21 protein-coding genes are annotated in these 23,857 nt (G+C 68.8%); 9 read left to right on the forward strand and 12 right to left on the reverse strand.

The window, feature by feature from the left end:
- Position 1 precedes the first annotated feature (1 nt).
- From M9914_10135 to M9914_10160, 6 genes are read right to left on the reverse strand one after another with little or no spacing between them, the layout of a single operon-like run.
- The gene (locus tag M9914_10135) at positions 2-1,111 is read right to left on the reverse strand and encodes a Xaa-Pro peptidase family protein (protein ID MCO5174535.1); all 1,110 of its coding nucleotides are present in this window, start codon (positions 1,109-1,111) and stop codon (positions 2-4) included.
- A 56-nt stretch (positions 1,112-1,167) separates the two neighbouring features.
- Complete coding sequence (locus tag M9914_10140) at positions 1,168-2,829, reverse strand: amidase (GenBank protein MCO5174536.1); 1,662 nt, start codon at positions 2,827-2,829, stop codon at positions 1,168-1,170.
- Entirely contained in the window at positions 2,822-3,985 is a 1,164-nt protein-coding gene (locus M9914_10145) for a hypothetical protein (protein MCO5174537.1), read from the reverse strand. Before M9914_10145 ends, M9914_10140 begins: the two co-directional genes overlap by 8 nt.
- Before the next feature lie 33 nt (positions 3,986-4,018).
- The gene (locus tag M9914_10150) at positions 4,019-4,897 is read right to left on the reverse strand and encodes an ABC transporter permease (GenBank protein MCO5174538.1); all 879 of its coding nucleotides are present in this window, start codon (positions 4,895-4,897) and stop codon (positions 4,019-4,021) included.
- A gap of 1 nt (position 4,898) precedes the next feature.
- Positions 4,899-5,816 carry an ABC transporter permease gene (locus M9914_10155; protein ID MCO5174539.1) on the reverse strand — a complete coding sequence of 306 codons (918 nt, stop codon included), beginning with the start codon at positions 5,814-5,816 and terminating at the stop codon, positions 4,899-4,901.
- Entirely contained in the window at positions 5,817-7,340 is a 1,524-nt protein-coding gene (locus M9914_10160; protein MCO5174540.1) for an ABC transporter substrate-binding protein, read from the reverse strand. It lies immediately after the preceding gene.
- A gap of 255 nt (positions 7,341-7,595) precedes the next feature.
- Here M9914_10160 and M9914_10165 point away from each other — a divergent pair, with 255 nt between their 5' ends.
- The 6 genes from M9914_10165 to M9914_10190 all read left to right on the forward strand — a co-directional run bounded on the left by M9914_10165 (position 7,596) and on the right by M9914_10190 (position 13,765).
- Positions 7,596-8,306 carry a cysteine hydrolase gene (locus tag M9914_10165; GenBank protein MCO5174541.1) on the forward strand — a complete coding sequence of 237 codons (711 nt, stop codon included), beginning with the start codon at positions 7,596-7,598 and terminating at the stop codon, positions 8,304-8,306.
- Positions 8,307-8,677: 371 nt separating this feature from the next.
- Complete coding sequence (locus M9914_10170) at positions 8,678-10,231, forward strand: ABC transporter substrate-binding protein (GenBank protein ID MCO5174542.1); 1,554 nt, start codon at positions 8,678-8,680, stop codon at positions 10,229-10,231.
- Between the two features lie 79 nt (positions 10,232-10,310).
- Complete coding sequence (locus M9914_10175) at positions 10,311-11,228, forward strand: ABC transporter permease (protein ID MCO5174543.1); 918 nt, start codon at positions 10,311-10,313, stop codon at positions 11,226-11,228.
- Positions 11,221-12,120 carry an ABC transporter permease gene (locus tag M9914_10180; GenBank protein ID MCO5174544.1) on the forward strand — a complete coding sequence of 300 codons (900 nt, stop codon included), beginning with the start codon at positions 11,221-11,223 and terminating at the stop codon, positions 12,118-12,120. Before M9914_10175 ends, M9914_10180 begins: the two co-directional genes overlap by 8 nt.
- Positions 12,120-12,326, forward strand: a complete 207-nt coding sequence (locus tag M9914_10185) for a hypothetical protein (protein MCO5174545.1) — start codon at positions 12,120-12,122, stop codon at positions 12,324-12,326. The genes M9914_10180 and M9914_10185 overlap by 1 nt, the downstream gene beginning before the upstream one ends.
- On the forward strand, positions 12,323-13,765 hold the full coding sequence (locus M9914_10190) for an amidase (protein MCO5174546.1): 1,443 nt from the start codon (positions 12,323-12,325) through the stop codon (positions 13,763-13,765). Before M9914_10185 ends, M9914_10190 begins: the two co-directional genes overlap by 4 nt.
- Before the next feature lie 58 nt (positions 13,766-13,823).
- Here the strand turns inward: M9914_10190 and M9914_10195 are convergent, their stop codons facing one another.
- The 4 genes from M9914_10195 to M9914_10210 all read right to left on the reverse strand — a co-directional run bounded on the left by M9914_10195 (position 13,824) and on the right by M9914_10210 (position 18,249).
- Positions 13,824-14,837, reverse strand: coding sequence for a succinylglutamate desuccinylase/aspartoacylase family protein (locus M9914_10195; protein ID MCO5174547.1), 1,014 nt, complete (start codon positions 14,835-14,837; stop codon positions 13,824-13,826).
- Between the two features lie 46 nt (positions 14,838-14,883).
- Positions 14,884-15,747: an ABC transporter permease gene (locus tag M9914_10200; protein ID MCO5174548.1), complete on the reverse strand. Its 864-nt coding sequence runs from the start codon at positions 15,745-15,747 to the stop codon at positions 14,884-14,886.
- Positions 15,740-16,663, reverse strand: a complete 924-nt coding sequence (locus tag M9914_10205) for an ABC transporter permease (protein MCO5174549.1) — start codon at positions 16,661-16,663, stop codon at positions 15,740-15,742. The genes M9914_10200 and M9914_10205 overlap by 8 nt, the downstream gene beginning before the upstream one ends.
- 83 nt (positions 16,664-16,746) lie before the next feature.
- Positions 16,747-18,249, reverse strand: a complete 1,503-nt coding sequence (locus M9914_10210) for an ABC transporter substrate-binding protein (GenBank protein MCO5174550.1) — start codon at positions 18,247-18,249, stop codon at positions 16,747-16,749.
- A 271-nt stretch (positions 18,250-18,520) separates the two neighbouring features.
- Here M9914_10210 and M9914_10215 point away from each other — a divergent pair, with 271 nt between their 5' ends.
- From M9914_10215 to M9914_10225, 3 genes are read left to right on the forward strand one after another with little or no spacing between them, the layout of a single operon-like run.
- Positions 18,521-20,131, forward strand: coding sequence for a tetratricopeptide repeat protein (locus M9914_10215; protein ID MCO5174551.1), 1,611 nt, complete (start codon positions 18,521-18,523; stop codon positions 20,129-20,131).
- Entirely contained in the window at positions 20,128-20,592 is a 465-nt protein-coding gene (locus M9914_10220; GenBank protein ID MCO5174552.1) for a RidA family protein, read from the forward strand. Before M9914_10215 ends, M9914_10220 begins: the two co-directional genes overlap by 4 nt.
- Before the next feature lie 28 nt (positions 20,593-20,620).
- Positions 20,621-21,346, forward strand: coding sequence for a GntR family transcriptional regulator (locus M9914_10225; protein MCO5174553.1), 726 nt, complete (start codon positions 20,621-20,623; stop codon positions 21,344-21,346).
- 84 nt (positions 21,347-21,430) lie between these two features.
- Here M9914_10225 and M9914_10230 read toward each other — a convergent pair whose 3' ends face one another.
- Positions 21,431-22,408, reverse strand: a complete 978-nt coding sequence (locus M9914_10230) for a succinylglutamate desuccinylase/aspartoacylase family protein (protein MCO5174554.1) — start codon at positions 22,406-22,408, stop codon at positions 21,431-21,433.
- On the reverse strand, positions 22,408-23,850 hold the full coding sequence (locus M9914_10235) for a M20/M25/M40 family metallo-hydrolase (GenBank protein MCO5174555.1): 1,443 nt from the start codon (positions 23,848-23,850) through the stop codon (positions 22,408-22,410). The genes M9914_10230 and M9914_10235 overlap by 1 nt, the downstream gene beginning before the upstream one ends.
- Positions 23,851-23,857: the final 7 nt, after the last annotated feature.

The following is a 23,857-nucleotide window of genomic DNA, read 5'->3' on the forward strand; positions in this document are numbered from 1 at the left end:
GCTAGGAGCCGACCACCAGGTCGCGGGGCACGTCGGTCATGAGCTCGTGCCCGGCTGGCGTGACGAGCACGAGGTCCTCAAGCTGGTACCCGGCCTGGCCGAGGATGTAGCGGCCGCACTCGATCATCACGACCATGCCCGGCTCGAGGACGAACTCGGAGCCCTGGTAGATCATGGGCTCCTCGTGGATCTCCAGGCCGACGCCGTGGCCGGCGTGCTCGCGGTACAGCTGCGGGTCGATGGCCTGGCCGGCGCGCAGCATCGCGGCGTAGACGTCGCCGGCGGTCGCGCCCGGCCTCACGGCCTCGACGCCGGCCTCGACCGCGGCCCTGACGGCGGCGTAGAGCCGGGCGTCCTCGGCGCTTGGGTGCGACCCGACCACGTACGTGCGGGCGAAGTCGCCCGGGTACGAGCCGTAGACGGCGCCGAGGTCGAAGCGCACGATGTCGCCCTCCTTGAGAGCGTAGTCGGTCGGGGTGCCGTGGACGATGGCGCCGTTCTCGGCGGCGCCCACGATGAGGAAGTCGACGTACTCGCCGCCGGCGGCCAGGCAGGCCTCCTTGGCGAGGGCCGCCAACTCCTTCTCCGTGATGCCCGCCCGGACGTTGTTCATGATCGCGCGGGCGCCGGCCTGCGTGGCGTCCATCGCCTTGCGGATGCGCCTGAGCTCTTCCTCGCTCTTGATCGCCCGGAGCCTGGCGAGCAGCGGGCTCGCCGGCTTGAAGGTCGCGTTCGGCAGACCGGCGACGAGCGCCTCGTGAACGTCGTAAGGCAGCGAGGCGTTCTCGAAGCCGATCACGCCGCGCTCGAGACCGGCGGCGCGGACGATGTCGCACACGGCCCCGACCTTGTCGACGACGACGTTGGGGCGACCGGGGTAGACGTACTCGGCGGTCGGACGCACGTCAGTGATCCACGTCTGGCGCTTGGCGTCGTCGAAGTCCTGGTGGGGGACGAGGAAGACGGGCGTGCGCTCTTCGTCGGCGAAGAAGACGACGTAGTTGAGGCGCGGCTTGATCCGGTTGCTGTTCACGTGCATGAAATCAGTGAAGACGATGACGTTCTCGGTGTAGGCGACGACCAGCGCGTCGAGGCCTTCTTCACGCATCATCTGGCGGGCTTTGTCGCGGTTCAGGAGCATGGTGTGACCGTCCTTGGCTGCCTGGCTCAGGCGTGGAATCTGGGGCGCGCGGAGCGCTTGTCGTTGTTGAGCTCTATGGCTCGAGCGGCTGAGAGGATGACGGCCTCCTCGAACGGGCGGCCGTGGAGCTGCACGGAGAGCGGCATGCCGTTCGAGTCGAACCCGGTGGGCACGCTCAAGCTGGGGAAGCCGGTGAGGTTGCTCAGCCGCGTGAAACGCCCCTGACCGGTGCGGGGGTTGACCGTGGTGGCGCCGATGCGGAGCTCGGTCTCGCCGAGGCGCGCCGCCCGGTACGGCACCATGGGCGTGATCAGGATGTCGGCCGTCGCGTGCGCCGCCGTCACTTCCTCCACCATGAGCCGCCGGAGCCGCTGGCCGAGGCGGTAGGCCGCCGCCGGGTAGAGCTCGGCCGCGAGGAGGAGCTCGTGGACGAACTTCCCGAGTTGGGCGCCCTGCTCGAGGAGGAACCGGTACTTGGCGAAGTTGTCGACGTGGGTGACTACCCCGCCGAGGACCTCGCTGGCGCTGGCGTGCGGCAGGCGCACCTCGCGGACGCTGGCCCCCAGGCCACGCAGGACGTCGAGCGCGTGCTGCATGCTGCTCGCGATCTCGTCCTCGAGGGGCGTGTCGAGCCAGTCGACGGGCATGCCGACGGTGAGGCCGGCTACGTCGCCCGTCACGCGCTCCGTCAGGCCCGTATCGCCGGTCATTACCTCGAGCATCAGCGCGGCGTCGCGGGTAGTCCTCGTCATGGGGCCCGTCACCGAGATGCCGTTGGTGCCCTTGCTCACCTCGACCAGCCCGGCGGTCGGCTTGACGCCGACGATGCCGCAGAACGCCGCGGGGATGCGGATGGAGCCGCCCGCGTCCGTGCCGGTGGCGGCGGCGGCCAGCCCCGCCGCCACCGCGACGGCCGAACCGGAGCTCGAGCCGCCCACCTGCCTGGCCGGGTCCCACGGGTTGCGCGCCAGACCGAAGACGTCGCCGTCGCCGCTGCCGAGTTCGAGTGTGTTGGCCTTGCCGAGCAGCACCGTCCCGGCGCGCGCGAGGCGCTTCACGATCGGCGCGTCCTCGTCCGGCACGTTGTCCTTGAAGGCGGCCGTGTGGTAGGTCGTGCGGATCCCCTTGGTGGGGATGAGGTCCTTGTGGGCGATGGGCACGCCGTGCAGCGGGCCGCGGTAGACGCCTTGCGCGAGCTCCCGCTCTGCGCGCTCGGCGTCGGCCAGCGCCCGCTCGCCGGCGACCGTCAGGTAGGCGATGAGCTCGCCGTTGAGCGCGGCGATCGCGCGGAGCTTCTCCTCCGCCACCGCGACGGGCGACAGGCGGCGCTCGCGGATGCTCGCGGCGAGGTCGAAGAGGTCACCGGCGTCGTCGGGCGTGCGGGCCGGCCACGTGCGATCGGTCGGTCCGGTGCCGCCGGTCGGTCCCGGCCCCGTGGCGGCGGCGCTCGCTGCCTGGCGGACCCGAGCGCCCGCCGCTCCAGCCCCGGCCGCCTCGGGGCGCGGCAACTCGAAGTCGAGGAACGGGACGACGTCGCGGTCGACGGTGGGGCGCCAACGCTCGGCCGCGGACGCCACGGCGTTCAGGCGGGCCGCCACCCCACCGGCCAGGTCGCTCGGCACGTGGAGGCCGACCGCCGCGCCGAGCGCGACGGCCCCTTCCGGGGTGAGGGGTGCGCGCTCAGCCATGGGCGGTTCGGCCGGGCGCGTAGGCGCGGCCGCGTTCGAAGGCCCCCGCGTTCAGGTAGGCGAAGACGGCGCCGCGGGCGGCCAGCACCTGCTGCTCGACGCGCGTCGCCAGCGGTTGCCACCGGCCCGTCTCGTTCACGACCGTCACGGCGCCCAGCTCGGCACAGAGGTGGGTGAACTGCCACCCCTGGCCCGGGAACTCGTTGAGGCCGGTGAACACGCCGCCGCCCTCGTCCGTGAACTTCGCGGCGTGGGCGGCCCCGATGATCGGCACGATGTCCTCGACCCGTTCGATCGGGTGGCCGGCGGCGAACACCGCGCCGGTCGCGCCGAAGTAGACCTCGGTGGCGCCGGGCCGCAACTCCGGGTGGGCGAAGATGGAGAACTTGCTCCCCTGGCTCTCGTGCAGGTCGATCACCAGCTCCGGACGCAGCTCGCGCACCAGGTCGCCGATGACGGCGACCTCGACGGGCGCGTCGTGGAAGGAGAAGAGCCGGTTGAAGTTGCCGACGCCGCCCTCGGGCGTGACCCAGGCCGTGAAGGCGTGGTCGTAGACCCCGCAGCCCTCGACGTCCGGCAGGTTCTCCGGCAACACGAGGCGGCGGGACTGCAACGTCCTGACGACGCCCTGGTCGGCGTCGAGCACGTCGTGGAGGTGCTTCCAGATGTCCATGGGCCCGCGACCGGCCTTTGCGACCGGTCGGGCGAGGAACGCGACCTCGCCGACCTGGGAGATGACGAGGTCGTCCTCGCGGTACAGAACCGTGCCGAGCGCGGAGAGGAGCTCGCCGAGGTCCGTGTCCGGCTCGAGCGTGACGTCCGTGCCGGACGCCAACGACAGGTAGTTGGCGTAGCCTTCCCAGCCGAGGGGGTCGCGGATCGGGACGATCACTACGCGCCGGTCGAGGTCGAGCTCCTTGGCGAGGGTGAGGGCCGCGAGGACGCCGGCCGGCTCGGTAGCGTGCGAGCCGGAAGTGATGACGATGGGCGGCGGCGCGTTGCGCCCGGAGAGCGCGCGACCCGGAAGGTCGCGACCTGGAAGGTCGATGGCGTGGATGCCGCGGCCGAAGAGCGTAGTGCCGAGACGGCGCACGGGAAGTTCGTGCCGCTCGCAGAACGCGAGCAGCGTGGCTTCGTCTTTGACCGATTGGGGCAACTGTTCCCTCCTAGTGTCGTGAGGAAGCGCGTGTCAGTGGCGAAGGCGCGGGTCGAGGCGGTCGCGCACCCAGTCGCCGATCAGGTTGACGGTGAGGACTGTCAGGAGGATGGCCACGCCTGGCAGGGCCGTGATCCACCACGCCATGACCATGTAGACCCGGCCTTCCGAGAGGATGCCGCCCCACGTCGGCGCGGGCGGCGGCACGCCGAGGCCGAGGAAGCTCAGCGCGGCCTCGGCCAGGATGAACTGGACGAACGCGAAGGTGGCGAGCACGAGCATCGTGCTCGTGACGCCCGGGAGGATGTGCTTCCAGAGGATCCTGGGCGTCGACGTGCCGAGGGCGATAGCGGCCTGGACGAACTCCTGATCCTTGAGGACCAGGACGATGGACCTGACCACGCGGGCGAATATCACCCAGCCGGTCACGCCCAACACGACGATGAGGTTGAACAGGCCGGGGCCCCACACGGCCATGACGACGATGGCGAGCAGGATGAAGGGGAACGCCTGCTGCACGTCGGCGATACGCATGAACACGATGTCGATCCAGCCGCCGAAGTAGCCAGATAGGACGCCGATCACCAGCCCGAGAAGACCGGCGATGGTGGTGGCGGCGAGGCCGACCAGTAGGGATACGCGCCCGCCATAGATGATGCGGCTGAGCAGGTCGCGGCCGAGCGCGTCCGTGCCGAGCGGGTACGACCAATCGCCGCCCGCGAACGCCGGCGGGAGCAGCGAGCGGTTGATGAGGTCCTGGGCGAGCGGGTCGTGAGGCGCGACGATGGGAGCCGCCAGCGCCGAGACGACTATGACGGCGAGCACCGCTGCGGAGACCACGATCGTCGCGGGCATGCGGCGCTTGCCGCGGCGCCTGCGTAGCCGCTCGGTCGGGACGGTTTCGGCCGCCATGCTAGGCGTTCACCCGCGGGTCGAGGAGCGAGTACGAGAGGTCGACGAGCAGGTTGACACCGACCACGATCACCGCGATGCAGAGCGTCGCGGCCTGGACGAGCGGGAAGTCGCGTTGGCTGATGGCCTGCACGACCAGGCGCCCGAGGCCGGGCCAGGCGAAGATCGTCTCGGTGATGACGGCGCCGCCGAGCAGCGCGCTGGCGTCGAGTCCGATGAGCGTGACGATGGGTATGGCGGCGTTGCGCAGGCCGTGCTTGATGACGACCGTGAACTCGCGTAGCCCCTTGGCCCGGGCCGTGCGCAGCGAGTCGCTGCCGAGGACTTCGAGCATGTTGGTGCGCACGAGCCGCGCGATGCGGCCCATCGTGAAGGAGGCGAGCGTGACGGCCGGCAGGATCAGGTGTTTGAGGCTGCCGCTACCGCCCGTCGGCAGCAGTCGGAGGGTCACGGAGAACAGCAGGATCAACAGCAGCCCGAGCCAGAAGCCGGGGACGCTCTGCCCGACGAGCGACGTGCCGATGGCCAGCCGGTCGAGGAAGCTGTTGCGGAACACGGCGCTCAGGATCCCGAGCGGCACGGCTACCAGGAGTGCCAGCAACAGGGCGGCGGCCGCGAGCTGGATGGTGTAGGGGAAACGCTCGAGGACGAGACCGATGGCGGGTTGGTGCTGCCAGAGGCTGGTACCGAAGTCGCCCCGCAGTACGCCGCCGAGGAAGGCGGCGTACTGCGAGAAGAACGGATGATCCAGGTTCATCGACCGGCGCAGGGCGTCGATGTCCGCTTGAGTCGCCGTCGGCCCCACCATCAGCGATACGGGGTCGCCGCTCAGGTGGGACAGCGCGAACACGGTGAACGACACGCCCAGGAGCACGAAGGCCGCTTGCGCCAGCCGTGATACCAGGAACCGCGGCTTCATCTACCAGGAGACGTCTTCGTAGACGGAGATCAGGTCGTCCGAGCGCTGCTGCCACTGCCAGACGTCCTTGAGGCCGTAGATCGAGGAGTTGTTCCAGAGGAAGATCCACGGCGGATCGTCGTGCGTGAGCTGGGCGGCCTGTCTGGCGAGGTCGGCGCGGGTGGCGTCGTCGAACTCGCTGGCCATCTGCGCCACCAGCGCGTCGACGGCCGGGTTCGTGTAGTGGTTCCAGTTGAACGTCCCGGTGCTGGCGATGGCGATGCTGTAGATCTCGTAGGCGTCGACGCCCTGCGTGCCCTGGATGGACAGCGAGTACATGGGCGACTGGGACTTCTCTTGCGTCAGGCGCGTGACGAACTGGCCGTACTCGACCTCGACGAGCTTGACGGTGACGCCGACGGCGGCCAGGTCGGCGACCACGGCCTGCGACTCCTCGGCCGTGAGGTAGCGCGCGGTCGCGAGCAGCTCGATGGTGAAGCCGTTGGGGTAGCCAGCCTCCGCCAGCAGCTCCTTGGCCTTGGCGGGGTCGTAGGGGTACGGCTCGATGCTCGGGTCGTAGCCGAGGTAGGTGGGCTGCGGGATGGGCTGGCTGATGAGAGTGCCGTAGCCGCGCTGCAGCGCCTGGACGATCGCCTGCCTGTTCACGGCGTAGTTGAGCGCTTGGCGCACGCGGACGTCGCGCAGCGGCTCGCCGCCGGCGACGGGGCTATCGGGCCACAGGCCGATGTAGACGGCGCGGGGCGACGGGCCGGACTGGACCTGGACGCCGGGGGTGCGCTCGAGCAGCGGGACCTGGATGGCCGGGATCTCCCAGATCAGGTCGACCTCGCCGTTCTGGAGGGCGGCGACGCGCGAGGAGGGCTCGGGGATGGTGCGCCATACGACCTGCTGGATGCCTGCGACGCCGTTCCAGTAGTCGGGGTTGGCGGAGAACACGATGCGATCGCCCCGCACCCAGTCGCTGAGCAGGTACGGGCCCGAGCCGATCGGCTTGGAGGCGAACTGCTCCTTGCCGACCTCGGCCAGGTACTTGGTGGGCAGTATGAAGGCGTTGTCGGTCAGCGCGTTCGGCAGGAACGGGTCTGGCACGCTCGTGTGGATCTCGATGGTCTGGTCGTCGACCGCCACGACCTCGACGATGCTGCGGTAGCGCGAGGCCACGACGCTCTCGGGCGCCCGGTAGAGGTCGATGCTCTCCTTGACCGTGGTCGCGTCGAGGACCTCGCCGTTCGTGAAGGTCACACCCTGCCGGATGGTGAAGCGCCAGGTGGTGGCGTCGACCGCCTCCCACGCCGTGGCGATGCGCGGCACCACGGTACCGTCCGCTTCGCGGTGCATGAGCGAGTCGAAGATCTGCAGGAAGCTGTTGCGCTCGAACAGGCCACCGGTGCCGGGCGGGTAGAAGGTGGCGGTCTCGGCGGACATGCCGAGCACGAAGCTGGACTGGGGCGGCGCGCCTTGCGCTACGGCTGCCGACAGGGACAGCGCCGCAGCGAGGGCCAACAGGCGGTTCAGTACTTTCATCTTGGGCTCCCTTGGTACGTTCAGCGCGGGCGGGCTATGCCGGCCGGCTGGAGGTCATCCGGAACTATGCTCCTCGAGGCGGTGGTCTCTATGTGGTCGTCACCTCCCGGTAGTGATTGGTGTAATAGTACATAGGAGACTTGGGGGAGGGCAACGGGCAGCGCGGCCAGCCGCGCCTCTCCGGCTCGCTCGGCCGCCGAACCGGCATGCGAGGCACGCCCGTTCGCCGTCCTCACAGCAGGGTTAGGAGCGTCGATGCACGACCACGTTGGGACCTGGGCCAAGGCCAGGACGAAGGCATCCGACAACCCCCGGCCGCCCATCGAGCCGAGGAAGTCTGCGCTGCTCATCGTCGACATGCAGAACTACTCGTGCCACCCCGACTGCGGCTGGACGCCGGTCTTCAAGGAGCACTTCCCCGAGGTGTACGCCTACCGCGACCGGCGTATGAACGAGGTCGTCATCCCCAACGTCCGCAAGCTGATCGAGCGCGCCAGGCGGAGCCAGGCGCGGGTCATCTACTTCCGGCTCGGCTCGGCCCTCCCCGACTGGTCGGACGTGATGCCGTTCCACCGCGACTCGGCGCTCAGGACCCTGGAGCGCTACGGGCGCAGGATCATCGCGAACGTCGGGACGTTCGAGCACGAGGTCTACGGAGAGCTAGCGCCGGCGGCGGGCGACCTCGTGCTGGACAAGACCACCAAGAGCGCCTTCACGTCCACGGGCATCGATCAGCTCCTGCGCAACCTCGGGGTCGAGCACCTCGTGTTCTGCGGCGTCGCCACTGACGCGTGCGTCGAGACCACGGCCCGCGACGCCGCCGATCGCGGCTACCACTGCACGATCGTGGACGACGGCTGCTCCGCCAGGGACCAGGAGTCCCACGACGCCTCCTTGCGGGCCTTCGACAAGCTGTTCGGTCGGGTCCTTCCCGCGGCGGCCGTGCTCGAGGAGTACGGCCGCTAGGCTGAACCGCGGCGAGGCAGCGAGGAGCCGGCGACCGCCAGGAGCAGGAAGACGACGCTGGCGATGGTCCAGACGTCGAGGCGTGGGCGCCTTCTGCGTGTCGGCCGAGCGGCTACCGGCATGAGTAGCGTGAACTGTAACACCCAACACCCGACCGCTGTCGAGGGGTTCGCGGCCCTCGGTAGTCATCGAGCCCGCGCCGGCCGATTGTCGACAATCGCGCCATCCGGGCCGCAAGACGCCTTGACAGGCGCGCAGCTATTGTCTACAGTACGTCCCAATCGCAGTCGAGGAACAGGGGAGTCAGTCCGCTACCTCAGTCGACAATCGACCGTCGACAATCATTAAGTGCCTAGACCAGGAGGAACAAGATGAAGCGAGGCAATGAACCCGTGAACAGGCTGGCGAGGCTGCTTGGGCTCGCGCTGCTGCTCGTCCTGCCCTTGCAGGCGATGTTCGTGCACGCGCAGCAGGCCCCCGTCGAGGTAGTGATCGGGCTCACGGACGACCCACCGTCCGGCGACCCCCACAAGTCGCGTGGCGCCAACGGCGGCCACCTGCTCTACAACGTCTACGAAGGCCTGGTCGCCCTCAACGGCGAGATGACGGAAGTGCTCCCCAAGCTCGCCACGTCGTGGGAGCAGGTCGACGAGTTCAGCTGGCGGTTCCACCTGCGCGAGGGCGTCACGTTCCATAACGGCGAGCCGTTCAACGCCGAGGCGGTCAAGTACTCCATCGCCCGCCTGCTCGACCCGAACGCCGTGCGCCTCAACTCCGGCTACAAGCACATCAGCGAGGTGGAGGTCGTCGACGACCATACGGTCGTGATCCACCTGTCCACCACCGATCCGATGTTCATCGAGCGGCTGCCCGACGTCCACATGGTGCCGCCCGTCTACACGGCCAGCGTCTCCGAGGAGGAGTTCGGGCGCAACCCCGTCGGCACGGGCCCCTACCGCTTCGTCGACTGGACCGTCGGCGATCACCTGACCCTCGAGGCGTACGACGGCTACTGGGGCACCAAGCCGGTGGTAGACCGGCTGGTGTTCCGCCCCATCCCGGAAGTCTCCACGCGGCTGGCCGAGCTGCAGACCGGTAGGGTCGACTTCATCACCGGCGTCAACTACGACACGGTCAGCGTCATCGAGAACGACCCGGCCCTGAGGGTCGAGGCGAACAGCGGTCGCCGCACCGTGTTCGTCCACGTCGACCAGCTCGGGGGCTTCGCGCCGCTGCAGGACGCTCGCGTCAGGCAGGCGATCAGCCACGCCATCGACCGCGAGCTCCTCATCGACGGCGTCCTGAACGGCTACGGCACCCCGCTCGCCACGTTCTTCCGTCCGGACATGTTCGGCTTCGACGCCGACCTCCCCGCCCAGTCGTACGACCCGGACCTCTCGCGCTCGTTGCTGGTCGAAGCCGGTTACCCCGACGGGTTCACCGTGCGCATGTCCACCAGCCCGACCACGGTGACGAAGGGCGACGAGATCGCGCAAGCCATCGCGTCCATGCTCGGCGAGGTCGGGATAACGGTCGACCTGCAGGTCGTGTCCGACCAGACCCAGCGCGACACCTACCTGGGGAACCCGGACAAGACCTCTGGCGCCGTCCCCCCGCTCTTCATGTGGAACTGGGGCTCCCAGCTCCCCGACGCCTCGAGCCCGCTGACCGGGCTGCTGCGCACCGGCGGCGTCACTTCCTACATGTCAGACCCGGAGCTCGACGCGCTCATCGACCGCTTCGTGTCCGAGATGAACCCGGAGACGCGCCGCGCGCAGGCCATCGAGCTGCAGCAGCTCCTCTACACGAGCCTGCCCGTGATCCCGCTCTACCTCCAGCTCGACCTCTACGGCGTCAACGAACGTATCGGGTGGACCGCCCGCAAGGACGAGTACATCCTCGGCGTCGACATGAGCCTGAGGTAAGCGACACCTACTCTCGAGATCAGGTTGGCCGGGGTGTGAACCCCGGCCAACCACGCTCGCTGCCGCATCGGAGCCGGACTTGCTCTCTTACTCCGCAAGAAGGATCGCGCAAGCGGTCTTGGTGGTGTTCGCGGTTACGACCTTCGCGTTCGTGATCCTGCGGGCGGTGGGCGACCCGGCGCGCCTGCTCGTCAGCCCCGAGGGCACGATGGAGGACCTGCAGTCCTTGCGCCGCGTCCTCGGGCTCGACGTGCCGCTATGGCAACAGTACGTGCGGTTCATCGGCCGCAGCTTCGTCGGCGACTTCGGTTCGTCCTTCATCCACGGCACGGACGCGTTCAGGCTCGTCATCTCGCGGCTGCCCGCCACGCTGCTGCTCTCGGGCGCGGCCCTCCTCATCGGCGTGCCGTTCGGCATGCTCATGGGCGTCGTCGCCGCCGTCAACCGCAAGAAGGCCCTCGACCAGATCGCCACGTTCCTGGCCGTCATAGGCCGGGCCACGCCGCACTTCTGGCTGGCGATCATGCTCATCATGGTGTTCAGCGTGCAGCTGCGCCTGTTGCCGCCGTCGGGCTACGGCTCGTTCGCGCACCTGGTCATGCCGGCGGTGTCGCTCGGCGCCGGCTTGGCAGCCACCATCGCGCGCCTCACGCGCTCGTGCATGCTCGACGTCCTATCTCAAGACTACGTCCGCACCGCGAAGGCCAAAGGGCTTGGCCGGGACCGGGTCGTGCTGGGGCACGCGTTGAGGAACGCCCTGATACCGGTCGTCACGGTCATCGGCCTGCAACTGGGCTACCTGCTCGGGGGCGCCATCATCACGGAGACCGTCTTCGCCTGGCCGGGGATCGGGCGCCTGCTCATCAGCGCCATCAACAACTACGACTACCCCATCGTGCAGTCGGCCATCATCGTCATCGCCTCCGCGTTCGTGCTCGTCAACGTGGTCGTCGACCTGGTGTACGCCTTGATCGATCCGAGGGTCCGGTATGACTGACTCGGCGCCGGCGACCACCGCCGCCCAGAGCTCCGAGTCACGCGGCCTCTCCCTCCGCTCGCTCCTTCGGAACAAGGCCGCGACGGCGGCCGTCGTCTACATCCTCATCGTCGCGCTGGCCGCCGCGCTGGCGCCCATGCTGCCCCTAGTCTCCCCGGACAAGCAGAACCTGCGGGCCCGTTTCGTCGCGCCCATGTCGCAGGCCCCTGCCGCGGCCGGGCACCCTCTCGGCACCGACCAACTTGGTCGCGACATCCTGTCGCGCCTCGTCAACGGCGCCAGGGTGTCGCTCTCCGTCGGCTTCCTGGTCGTCCTGATAGCCGCGGCGTTCGGCTCGGCGCTCGGCCTCCTCGCCGGGTACCTCGGGGGGCGCGTCGAGACGCTGATCATGCGGATCACGGACGTGTTCCTGGCGTTCCCCTTCCTGCTGCTCGCGGTCGTGTTCATGGCCACGTTGGGGCCGAGCCTGAAGAACGTGGTCTTGGTCCTCAGCCTCACGGGCTGGGTGGAGTACGCGAGGGTCGTCAGGGCGCAAGTCCTGGCGCTACGCAACATCGAGTACGTCAAGGCGGCCGAGAGCCTCGGCGCCCAGGCCCCGCGCCTGATGGCCAAGCACATCCTGCCGAACATCGTCGGCCCCACGATCGTCATCGCCAGCCTCCACGTGGGCAGCGTGATCATCGCCGAGGCCTCCCTGACCTTCCTCGGTCTCGGGGTGCCACCCTCCGTCCCGACCTGGGGCATGATGCTCGCGACCGGTCGCGACTACCTGGCCGTCGCTTGGTGGTTGTCCACCCTGCCTGGGGTGGCGATCGTACTCACCGTCCTATCCCTGAACTTCCTCGGCGACTGGCTGAGGGACGCCATAGACCCGACGCTCGGAAGGAGCTGATGGTTACGCAAGGACTCATAGGTTCGGATGCCGTGACCCTGGAGCAGGTCGACAGGGTCCTGCGCGCGCAGGGCTTCGTCGTGCCGCCTGACGACCTGGAGGAGGTGACGGCGCGGATCAACGCGATCGTCGCCGGGTTCCTGCAGCTCGACTACGTCGACACCCAACTGGAGCCGTGGCCTCACGTCGGAGTGCTCCTCCGATGAGCGCTGGGCCGGCCGAAGCCGTCGCGTTCATGAGCGGCGCCGAGCAGGCGGCGATGATGGCGCGGGGCGAGCTCACGTCCAAGGCGTTGGTGGAGCGGTACCTCGACCGCATCGCGGCCTACGATGCCGGGCTCCGCTCCTTCATCACCGTCTGCGGCCCCGAGGCCCTGCGGGCCGCCGAGGCGGCGGACGCCGAGCGCGCGTCCGGGGTGGTCAGGGGTCCGCTGCACGGGCTGCCGTTCGCGGTCAAGGACCAGTTCCAGGTAGCCGGCGTCGAGGTGACGGGCGGCTCGCGCTCGCGGCGCGGACGCGTGGCCGACTCCGACGCCACGGTCGTCGCCAGGCTGCGGGCCGCCGGGGCCGTGTTCCTCGGGACCCTGAACACCCACGAGTTCCACTGGGGACCCACGCAGGAGTTCCCGTACGGGACGCCGAAGAACCCGTGGAACCTGAGCCGCGACCCGGGGGGCTCGTCGAGCGGCTCGGCGAGCAGCGTCGCGGCCGGCCTATGCACGTTCAGCCTCGGGGGCGACACCGGGGGCTCCATCCGAGCGCCCGCCGCGCTCTGCGGCGTGGTCGGGCTCAAGGCGACGTGGGGGCGCGCGTCGCGGCAGGGGGTCTTCCCGCTGGCGTGGAGCCTCGACTGCGTCGGTCCGGTCACGCGCTCCGTCGCCGACGCCGCAGCGGTGCTCCGGGTGATCGCCGGCGCCGACCCGGGCGACCTCAGCGCCACCCCGAGGGCGGTGCCAGACTACTCGAGCGCCTTGGTCGGGGGCGTGAAGGGCATGCGCATCGGGGTGGTGGAGGACATGCTCACCAGCCGCATGGTCGGGGACGAGGCGCGCGCCGCGTTCGAGGACGCGATCGGCGTGCTGCAGGGGCTGGGAGCCGAGGTCGTCACAGTCTCCATCCCGAAGGTGAGCGATACGCGCTTCGTGATCCCCCTCCTCATCGACGCGGAGGCGTACTCCTACCACCGCTCCGAGCTGCTCGAGGACTACTTCGGGTACGACGCGAACACGCGCATCAGCGCGATGGTGGGCGCCGCCATGCCGGCGGGCGTCGTCGCGCAGGCGCAGCGCGCGCGGCAGGTGGTCAGCCTCGAGGTCGTGGCCGCGTTCGAGGGCGTCGACGTGCTGGCCAGCCCCGGCTCGCCCAGCGGCGCGCCGGAGAGCAGGCAGCGCGGCCACGTCGGGTCGCGGAAGGAGGCCGAGGAGCGGATCTTCGGCGTCGGCACCAGCGCCGGCCAGCTAACCCGCGTGTTCAGCCTGTCCGGCAACCCGGCCGTGACCTTGCCGTGCGGGTTCGACGCCGAGGGCATGCCCCTGTCGGTCCAACTGGCTGGGAAGCACTTCTGCGAGGCGGACATGTTGCGCGTGGCGCATACGTACGAGGCGGCCACCGACTGGTCGACGCGCCACCCCGACCTCGCGGGTTGACGTCGCGCCCCGCCGCGACCGCCCGGGTACCGGCGGTCGCGGCGGGGCCGGCCCGTCGTCAGGCGGGCTTAGCGGTGGCGGCGTCCCCGAAGATGTAGGCGTAGTCCCCGGCGAAGACGCGCCCGAACACTCCGCGGATCATGATGAGGATGGTCTCGTCGAAGGGCGCCACGTACTCCTCGAGCGCCTCGAAGGTGTTGGCGTCGCGCACCGAGCCGACGGGCGTCCCCTTCGGCACGACCGCTCCCAGCTTGTCGAACCCGACGGCCGGGATGAAGACGCCGCCTTGCAGGTGGCGGACGAGCTTGCGGTCGCCGATGACGGCTTGCCGCGGGTTGCGTGTCGGGGCGCCCGGCAGCATGCCGAGCACGCGCATGACGTTGTGCACGCCCGCCACGGAGCGCGCCAGCACCTTGTCGTCGCCGCTGGTGACCGAGCCCCCGAGCATGGCGACGACCGCGGGGATCCCGAGCGACTCGGCGAGCTCCGAGATGGAGCTGACGGAGTCGGGCTCCGTGCGGGTGATGGACAGGTAGTCGGAGCCGAACGCCTTCGAGAGCTCGAGGATGCGGGGCGAGACGGGACTGCCGCTCTGCTTGACGAGCGTGTAGTCGATGGCGCTCTCGAGGCCGCCGCTATGGAAGTCGATGAGGGCGTCGAGGTGCGGCAGGTAGTCGGTGGCGATGGCGTGAGCCATCTGCGCCACCAGCGACCCGGAGGCGGAGCCCGGGAAGACGACGTTGAGGTTCACGGCGTCGGTGGTCATGCCGATCCCGGTCAGCCGCGTGAACGTCTCGAACGCCACGGGGTTGCATACCGGCAGGCCGAGGACCGCGCCCCGCAAGGTGGTCGGGTCGAGCCCGCCCAGCACCTCGTGGATGGTCCTGATCGCGAACGCCTCGTCGCCGTGCGAGCCGGACTCGAGCCCGAGGACCGGCCCGTCGTGCAGGCCAACGACGGCGCGCACCACCAGCTCCAGCGTGTCGCCGCGCGGCATGCGCGCCACCGGGATGCGCACGAGCTTGTGCTCGCCCGGGTGGACGGTGACGCCTGCGATGGTAATCGACTTCATCTACGGTCACTCCTTCGAAGCGCGGGTCGGTCGGCGACGGACCCGGTCAGGTCTTCAGGCGCGGGTCGAGCCTGTCGCGCAGGCCGTCGCCGATCAGGTTTATGGCCAGGACGGTCAGCATGATGGCCAGGCCTGGCAGCGTCGCCGGCCACCAGGCGACGAGGAGGTAGGTCCTGCCGTCCGAGAGGCTCGCGCCCCAGGACGGGGTGGTGGCGCCGACCCCGAGCCCGAGGAACGACAGGGTCGCCTCGGAGACGATGGCAGTGGCGACGCGCGAGGAAGCGATGACGATGATGGAGGAGAAGATGTTGGGCAGCACGTGGCGGAGCATCACGCGCCACGCGCCGGCGGCCAGCGCCTGCGACGCTTCCACGAACTCCCGCTCCTTGAGGCCGAGGACCTTGGCGCGCGCGACGCGCGCGTACGGCACCCAGCTCGTGAAACCGAGCACGAGAATCACGTTGCCGAGCCCGGGACCGGTGAGGGCCATGACCACGAGGGCGAGCACGAGGAACGGGAAGGCGAGGAAGACGTCGACCACGCGCATGACGATGGCGTCGAACAGCCCGCCGACGTAGCCGGACACGAGCCCGACGAGCGTCCCGAACGTGCCGCCGATGGCCACGACGGTGAGGCCGACGATCAGCGACACGCGGGCGCCGTAGATCAGGCGCGAGAGGATGTCGCGCCCCAGGCCGTCCGTCCCGAGCAGGAAACGCGGGTCGCCCCCCAGCCAGGACGGCGGCTTCAGGCGCATGATCAACGTCTGCGCCCCCGGGTCGGCGGGCGCCAGCCACTGGGCGGCCAGGGCGCACACCACCGGGACGACGAGCATGATGCAGCCGATGACCAGCATCTTGTTCCGCCCGAAGTAGCGGAGCGAGCGCCTCAGGGAGGCCGACCTAGTCATAGCGGATCCTCGGATCGAGGAAGCCGTAGACGATGTCGACGACGAGGTTGATAGCCACGAAGAAGACGGCGAACAGGACCACGGCGGCCTGCACGACCGGGTAGTCGCGGCTGGAGATCGACTGGATCATCAGCCGCCCCACCCCCGGCCACGCGAAGACGGTCTCGACGACCACGGAGCCCCCGAGCAGGGCGCCGAACTGGAGGCCGAGGACCGTGACGGTCGGGATCAGGGCGTTCTTGAGCGTGTGGTGCCACACCACGGCCCGAGGCGGCGCGCCCTTGGCCCTGGCCGTGCGCACGAAGTCTTGCGTCAGGGTCTCGAGCACGTCCGTCCTTATCAAGCGCTGGACGATGGCGACCATGCTGGCGCCCAGGGTGAAGGCGGGCAAGATCAGGTTCTGCAGCTCCCCACGCCCGGAGATCGGCAGCCACTTGAGCTGCACGCCGAAGACGAGGATGAGCATGAGGCCGAGCCAGAAGTTCGGCATGGACATTCCCAAGAGAGAGACGGCGCTTATGCCGATGTCGACGAACGAGTTGCGCCTCAGGGCCGCCGCGATGCCGAGCGGCACGCCGACAGCCACGGCGAAGGCGAGCGCGATGAGGGAGAGCTCGAGCGTGGGGCCGAGGCGAGATATCACGCTCCGCATGGCGTCCTGGCCCCCGTAGTAGGAGACGCCGAAGTCGCCGCGCACCGCGTTGGTGATGAAGAGCCACAGTTGGACTGGTAGCGGCTCGTCGATGCCGATGGAGCGGCGGATCTCCCGGAGCTGCTCCGGTGTGATGGTCGTGTCGGGCGGGATGAGCATGACCGCCGGGTCGCCGAGCATGCGTAGTAGCAAGAAGACCGTGACCAGCACGCCGAACAGCGTGGGCACGGCCAGTCCGATGCGGCGGAGGGCGTACGTCAGCATCCGGAGGGGTTCACCTCGCAGTCGGAAGGCGTCTCGGGTCCGCTCCCAGAAGAAGCTGGGAGCGGACCCTCATGCCCATGACGTCAGTCGTTGAGGACGGCCTCGTAGAAGTAGAGCCGCTCGTCGATGCGCGGTTCCCACGTGACGCGGTCGGACAGCCCATAGATGGAGTCCGTGTAGTACATGAAGATGTGCGTCGCCTGCTCCTTGACCCGCTCCTGGAGCTCGCGGTAGATGCGGGCGCGGTCCTCCTGGTCGAGGTTGAACCTGGCGGCGACGATCATCTCGTCCGTCACCGGGTCGTTGTTGAAGGTGCCGGTCCCCTTGGAGTGGAACATGCCGTAGAAGATGCCGTCGGGGTCGTTGTCCCAGGTCTTCCACTGCCAGCGGATCATCGGCGCGCCACTGCGGTCGCCGTACACGAGCGTGCGCATGACGCCGTACTCGTGCACGCGCAGGTTGACGTCGATGCCGACCTCGCCGAGGTAGGCGACGACCGCCTGCGCGACCTCGATGTTGTTGGTGCCGCCGACGGACGGCGTGATGTCGAAGTCGACGGAGAAGCCGTTGGCGTAGCCGGCCTCGGCGAGGAGGGACTTGGCCTTCTCCGGGTCGTAGGGGTAGGGCTCGACGTCCGGGTTGAAGCCGAGGACGAACGGGTGCACCACGGTGGCGTAGCGGTGGGCGTAGCCGGACAACAGCGTGCCGATGATGGTGTCGAAGTCGACCGCGTAGTTCATCGCCTGCCTGACGCGCACGTCCTGCAGCGGGCCTTCCACGTCGGTGCGGAGCGTGATGACCTCGTTGATCGGGCTGACGCGGGTCACGACCCGGGTGCCGGCGTTCGAGTCGACCAGGCCGATGAACTCGGGTTGCAGGCCGGTCACGATGTCGACGCCTCCGGCGAGCAGCTCCGAGACGCGCGAGGACGCTTCCGGGATGGCGCGGAAGACCAGGCGCTTGACCGCTGGCGCGCCGAGGTAGTAGTCCTCGTTGGCCTCGAGGACCACGCGATCGGAGGCGATCCACTCGACGAACTTGAAGGGGCCGGTGCCGATCGGGTGACGGTTGAAATCGTCGCTCTTGGGGTTGGCGAGCATGCTCGGCGGGGCGATGAAGAAGTTCTTCATGCGCGCGGGCAGGAGGGGGTCCGGCGCCACCGTCGAGATCTCGAACTGGTAGTCGCCCGTCTTGCGCCAGCCGGCGAAGACGTCGAACGAGTAGCTGGCGCGAGGCTCGTTTGGATCGCTCATGCGCTCGAGGTTGGCGATGACCACGTCGGCGTTGAACTCCTCGCCGTTATGGAACCTGACACCCTGCTGGAGGTTGAAGACCCAGGTCGTGTCCGAGATGGCTTCCCACGAGGAGGCGAGCGACGGGGCCAGGTTGCCGTCCTTGTCGAGGCGCGTTATGCCGTCGAACAGCGCCATGAGCGCGTGCGCGGAGTTGCCCGGCGCGCGGTGCGGGTCGAGGTGATCGCCCAACGCCTCCACGGCGATGACGAGTTCGCCCGGGTTGGCGGCCAAAGAGTTCGGCGCCGCCAAGAGCACGAGCGATGCGAGTACGGCGAGGATGGTTCTCTTCATGCTACTTCCCTCCTGCATGCCATAAATCAGACGTCACCCACTGATGCGAGACTCGCGGCCACGAGCTGGTCCATCGGTCTCCCGGCGCTAGTTACACGTCGCGCAGGCCAAAAGTCCTGGTGGATCAGTTTGGGACCTCCAACTTGGACTATATGGGCGGGGATTGCTCGTTGTCAACGGTCGGCTGTCGACCATGTACACTAGCCGCACCCCGTGCGCCGCCCAGACCCTCCGGAGGACGGTCGCACCGATAGTGAAGAGGTGGCAACGTATGTCGATAAGGCCCGAAGCAGTCTCGTTCCTCGGCAAGCCGCTGTTCGCGGCGCCGGTCCGTGCGGGGGCCGACGTCGGGGCCCTCGACGCCAAGGTCGCGGAAGCGGAGCGGGCGGTGGCGGCGAACGACGGCCCCGCGGCGCGCGTTCGGCTCATCGCGGCCCTACGGGAAGCCGGAAGGTACCGGATGGCGGTGGCCAGGGCGACCGCCGGCCTGAAGCGGTGGCCCGACGCCGCCGACCTGCTCATCGAGCGTGGGCATACCTACGTGAACCTAAGGGCGGTCGAGGCGGCGCTGAGAGACCTGGAGAAGGCCGTGCGCCTGGCTCCCGACGCGTTCGACGCCTGGTACCACTACGCCCTGGCGCTCTGGTTCTCGCTGAGCTTCGCCGAGGCGGCGGAGGCCTTCGACAAGGCGGCGGAGGTCACCCCGAGCGCCTCGAGTCGGCTGGCCGCCAGGACGTGGCAGTACACCGCCCTGCGCCGCAGCGGGAACGAGGCCGTGGCGAGGGCGCTCCTCCCCACCATCGAATGGGACGTCGACCTCGAGGGCAAGAACCTCAACTATCAGCTGCGCGCCCGCTTCTACCAGGGGGGCCTGACGGAGAGCGAGCTGGTGGCCGCCCAGACGCCCGGCACCAAGTCGGAAGGCTCCTTGTCGTTCGGCCTCGGCACGTGGCACCTGGCCAACGGCGATGTCGAGGCGGCGCGCCGCCACTTCGTGACCGGGGCCGACTCCGACTTCTGGCCGGCCTTCGGCGTCGCGGCCTGCGAGCTGGAGCTGGCGCTGCTCGACGGGCTGGAGCCGGCGCAGCCGGAGACGTACGGCATCCTCGGAGACCCGCTCTACTCGATCGTCTCGCAGGGCGAGCAGGCGGAGGAGCTGGGGGAGAAGGTCGCGGAGGCGCGCGCGGCTCACGAGGCGGCCCCGGACGATACCGACAAGGTCCGAGCCTACGCGAAGGCCCTGGCCAGCGGCGCCGCGCGCTACCGCGACGCCGTCGCCGTTCTCGACGCCGCCCTCGGGCGGTCCCCCGATCACGCGCTCCTCCTATGCGACCGCGGCCACTACCGCGTGAACATGCGGCAGTTCGAGCTGGCGAAGGCCGATCTGGAGCGGGCCAGGACGCTGGCTCCTTACTCCAACGACGTGTGGTACCACCTGGGCCTCTCGCACTGGATGCTCGGCGAGTTCCCCGAGGCGCTGACCGCCTTCCAGCGGGCGCTCGCCCTGGCCGAGAACGAGTCCCACACCGTGGCCTACACGGACTGGGTCTATCTGGCGCTGAGGCGCGTCGGCGATCACGCCGCCGCCGCGGCGGCCATCGGGCCCATCCACAAGGACATGGCCACGACGATGAACAACCACCTGTACCTGAAGCGGCTCCTCTTCTACAAGGGCGAGTGGACGGAGGCGCAGCTGGTCGAGGTGTTCGAACGGGGCGGCCTGGCCTTCGCCGCGTACTACGGCCTGGCCTGTTGGCACCTCTACGAGGGGAACGCCGACACGGCCCGCGAGTACTTCTTGAAGGTCGTCGACAACGGGACGGCCTGGGGCGGCTTCGCGCACGTCGCCTCGGAGGCCGAGCTCTACCGGGGGCTGCTGTGAGCCTGCTCGAGGAGCGCCTCGCCGCCATGGGCCTCGCCGTGCCAGAGCGCGTGTGGAACAAGGGCAAGAACGTGGCCGTCAATCATGTCGGAGACTTCTTGTATGTGGGCGGACACGCCCCCACGGACCCCGACGGCGTGATACGCCTGAAGGGCAAGCTGGGTAGGGACCTGTCGGTGGAACAGGGCTACCAAGCGGCCAGGAACTGCGCCGTGGTGGCGCTCGGCAACCTCAAGTCGTACCTGGGCGACCTCGACCGCATCGTGAGGGTCGTGAAGGTGCTAGGGTTCGTGAACGCCACGGAGGAGTTCCAGCAGCACGGCGCGGTGATCGACGGGTTCTCCGACCTATGGATCGCGCTGTTGGGGGAGAACGGTCGGCATGCGCGCAGCTCGATCGGCGTCTCGTCGCTGGCGAGTAACATCTCTGTCGAGATCGAGTTCATCGTGCAGATCCGTTGACCGGTCGCTAGGAAAGTAGAGGTTCCCGATGTTGCTGAGCGAAGCAACGCCGACCACAGGCATCAAGCGCTACACGCTCACCGAGCAGATAGTCGAGTGGCTCTCGTCGCGCATCATCACGGGGGAGTACCCTCCCAACGCCCCGCTCACGGAGGTCGAACTCGCCGAGACCCTAGGCTGCAGCCGCTCCCCGCTGCGCGAGGCCTTGAGGGTGTTGGCGCAAGAGGGCCTGGTGGAGCTCGTGCCCGGCAAGGGCGCGACGGTCAGCCCGCTCGAGCCGCGCCGCGCCGCGGAGTTCTACGACACGCGGGCGCTGCTCGAGTCCGCCGCGGCGCGGCTGGCGGTGCCAGCCATGACCCCGGCGCAGCGCGAGAGGCTATGGCACGTCCTCCACGACCTGCGCGAAACGGCCGAGAAGGGCGACGTCACCGCCTACCAGGACATCAACTGGGCGTTCCATACGGAGCTCTACAGCTTCTGTCCCAACTCGACCATCGTCGACCTCGTGCGCATGATCTGGCGGCGCACCCTGCGCTACGGCTACCTGCTGCGGGGAGACCCGTGGCGGCTTCGCGCGTCGGTGGAGCGCAAGACCCGGCTGATGACGGCGCTGGAGGCCGGCGACGCGGACGCCGTGGCGGAGCAGATCACGGAGATCATCCTGGGCGGGAAGGGCGACGTCCTGGAGGCCCTCACCCAGGGCGCCGCCGACCCTTACCAGTACTGGATCAAGAAGCGCGAGGCGCTCAGCTAGGCCCGCCGACCCCCGTACCGAACGCGGCGGGCCACCCGAACTGGGTGGCCCGCCGTCTCTCTCGAGGCGTAGGTCGTCTAGCGGTCAGGCGTTCTCGATCACCTCGGCCGAGGAGAAGTCGCCGAGGATGTAGGCGTAGTCGCCCGGGTTCACGCGCGAGAGGAGGCCGCGCATCATGATCATGATCGTCTCCTCGTAGGGCGCCGTGAACACGTCGAGCTCCTCGAACGTCTGGGCGTTGAACACGCGCGCGAGCACGGTGCCGCCCTTCACGGACTTGCCGAGGCGGTCCATGAGCACTTCTGGCTGGAACATGCCGCCGTTCGTCGGGCGCACGAGCACGCGGCGGCGCATGAGGTACTGCTTCTTCGGCAGGACCTTCTTGCCCTCCCACATGCCGAGCTCGATCATGACGTTGAACACGCCCTGGACGCACTTCTCCAGGTAGTTCGGGTCGTTGGCCGGGATGGAGCCGCCCACCTCGACCACGACGGACGGCTTACCCTGCTCGATCGCCAGGTCGGTGAGGGTGCCTGAGTGCACGGCCTTGGCGTGCTCGAACAGGATCTCGGTCCCGTAGATGCGCGAGAGCTGGCGCGAGCGCTCGTGCGTCTCGTTGCCGCCCGCGTGGGTGAGCACGTAGTCGATGCCGCTCTCGACGCCGCCGCAGTGGAAGTCGAGCAGGTAGTCGACCTTGGAGACGAAGTTGCTCGAGATGGCGTGCGCCATCTGCTGCGTGAGCCAGCCGCCCTTGTCGCCGGGGAACACGCGGTTCATGTTGTTCATGTCGGTGTTCATGCCCTGGCCGGTCGTGCGCGTGAACGACTCGAACGCCACCGGGTTGCCCAGCGGGATCGCGAGGATCCTACCCTTGAGCTTGGCGGGGTCGACGCGCCTGAGCACTTCGCGTATGACGAGCACCGCGTAGGCCTCGTCGCCGTGGGACGTCGAGAAGAGGCCGAGGGTCGGGCCCTTGCTCGCGCCTTCGAGCGTGTGCATGCCGATGCTGAGGTTCTCGCCAGACGACCTGGTGGTTACCGTTAGCCATTCGAACTTGCCCATCAGTTGTTCCCATTCTTCTCGTCTCCGATGCGGAGGTACTCGACGAACGTGGCGCAGACCGACTTGATGTTGTCCTTGAGGCCTTCTACGACGGCGTACTCGTTGGGGGCGTGGATGAGCCCACCGTGCCCGAGGCCGTACGCGATGAAGGGGACGTTCAGGTACTCGTTGGTGAAGAGGTACGCGGGGCCGGAGCCGGGGTAGATGGGCCAGATCTCGCCGTTGGTGTGGCCCGCCTTGTCCATGGCGACGACGGCCGCGCGGGCCAGGTCGGAGTCCGGGTCTGACTTGGAGAACGGCGTCACCTCGCTGAACGTGACGCTGACTTCCGGGTAGCCGTGCTCCGCGAGGTGGTCGAGGACGCTCTGGATGATCTTGTCGCCGTTCATGTTCGGGACCATCCGGACGTCGATCTTGACGCGCACGCGGTAGGGGACGATGGTCTTCTGACCGGGGCCGGTGTAGCCGCCGAAGATGCCGTCGATGTTGAAGGAGGGGGTGAAGAGGAACTTCTCCATCAACGCCCTGCCCTCGAGGCCGTCCGTGAAGCGGGCGACGTCGGCGCGCTCGGCGAACATCTGCGTGTCGAACGTCGTGAGCAGGCGGTCGAGCAGCTGCCTGTCCGTGTCGCCGGGGGGCAGCACGTCGTCGTAGAAGCCCTTGACGAGGACCTGGCCGTCGGCGGTGCGCAGGGTGGAGAGGGCGTGAACGAGGCGCCACACCGGGTTGTCGATCCACGCGCCGTTCATGCCGTGGATGTCGACGCTGCGGGGTCCGCCCCAGTCGCCGCCCTTGATCTCGAGCTCGAAGTAGGCGATGCCCTTGTTGCCGAGCAGGACCTTGGGCTTGCCGTTCTCGTCCTGGCGCAGGCCGGGGAGGTAGACGCCGTCCGCGACGCGCAGCTCGTCCGCGTGCTCTGGGACGAACCGCTTGAGGTTCTGGCTGCCGACCTCCTCCTCGCCCTCGATGACGAAGATGAGGTTGATGGGCGTGTAGCCGAGGACGGCCTGCATGGACTTGACGGCGCTGAAGAAGTTGACGAGCGGGCCCTTGGAGTTGGTGATGCCGCGCCCGACGACGCACGGTCCGTACCCGGCGACGTCCACGATGTCGGCGCTGAAGGGCTCGACGTTCCACTCCTCGAGGGGCTCGGGCGGCTGGACGTCGTACAGGCAGTAGACGATGAGGGTGCCGGCGTCGGGGTCCTCGCTGTCGAGGCGCCCGTAGACGACGGGGCTGCCGCTCTCGTACTCGACCAGGCGCACGTCCTTCGACCCGAGGTCGCGGATCATGTCGCGGACCATGGTGGCGGCTTCCTGCACGCCCCAGTTCTGCGCGGCGACGCTCGGCTGCCGCACGAGCCTCTTGATCTCCTCGAGGTAGCCGTCGAAGTTCCGGTCGATATGCTCGTAGAGCTTGGCCAGGGCATCGTCGAGGCTCATGCTTCTC

The organism is Trueperaceae bacterium, assembly GCA_023954415.1.
Lineage (GTDB): Bacteria > Deinococcota > Deinococci > Deinococcales > Trueperaceae > JAAYYF01.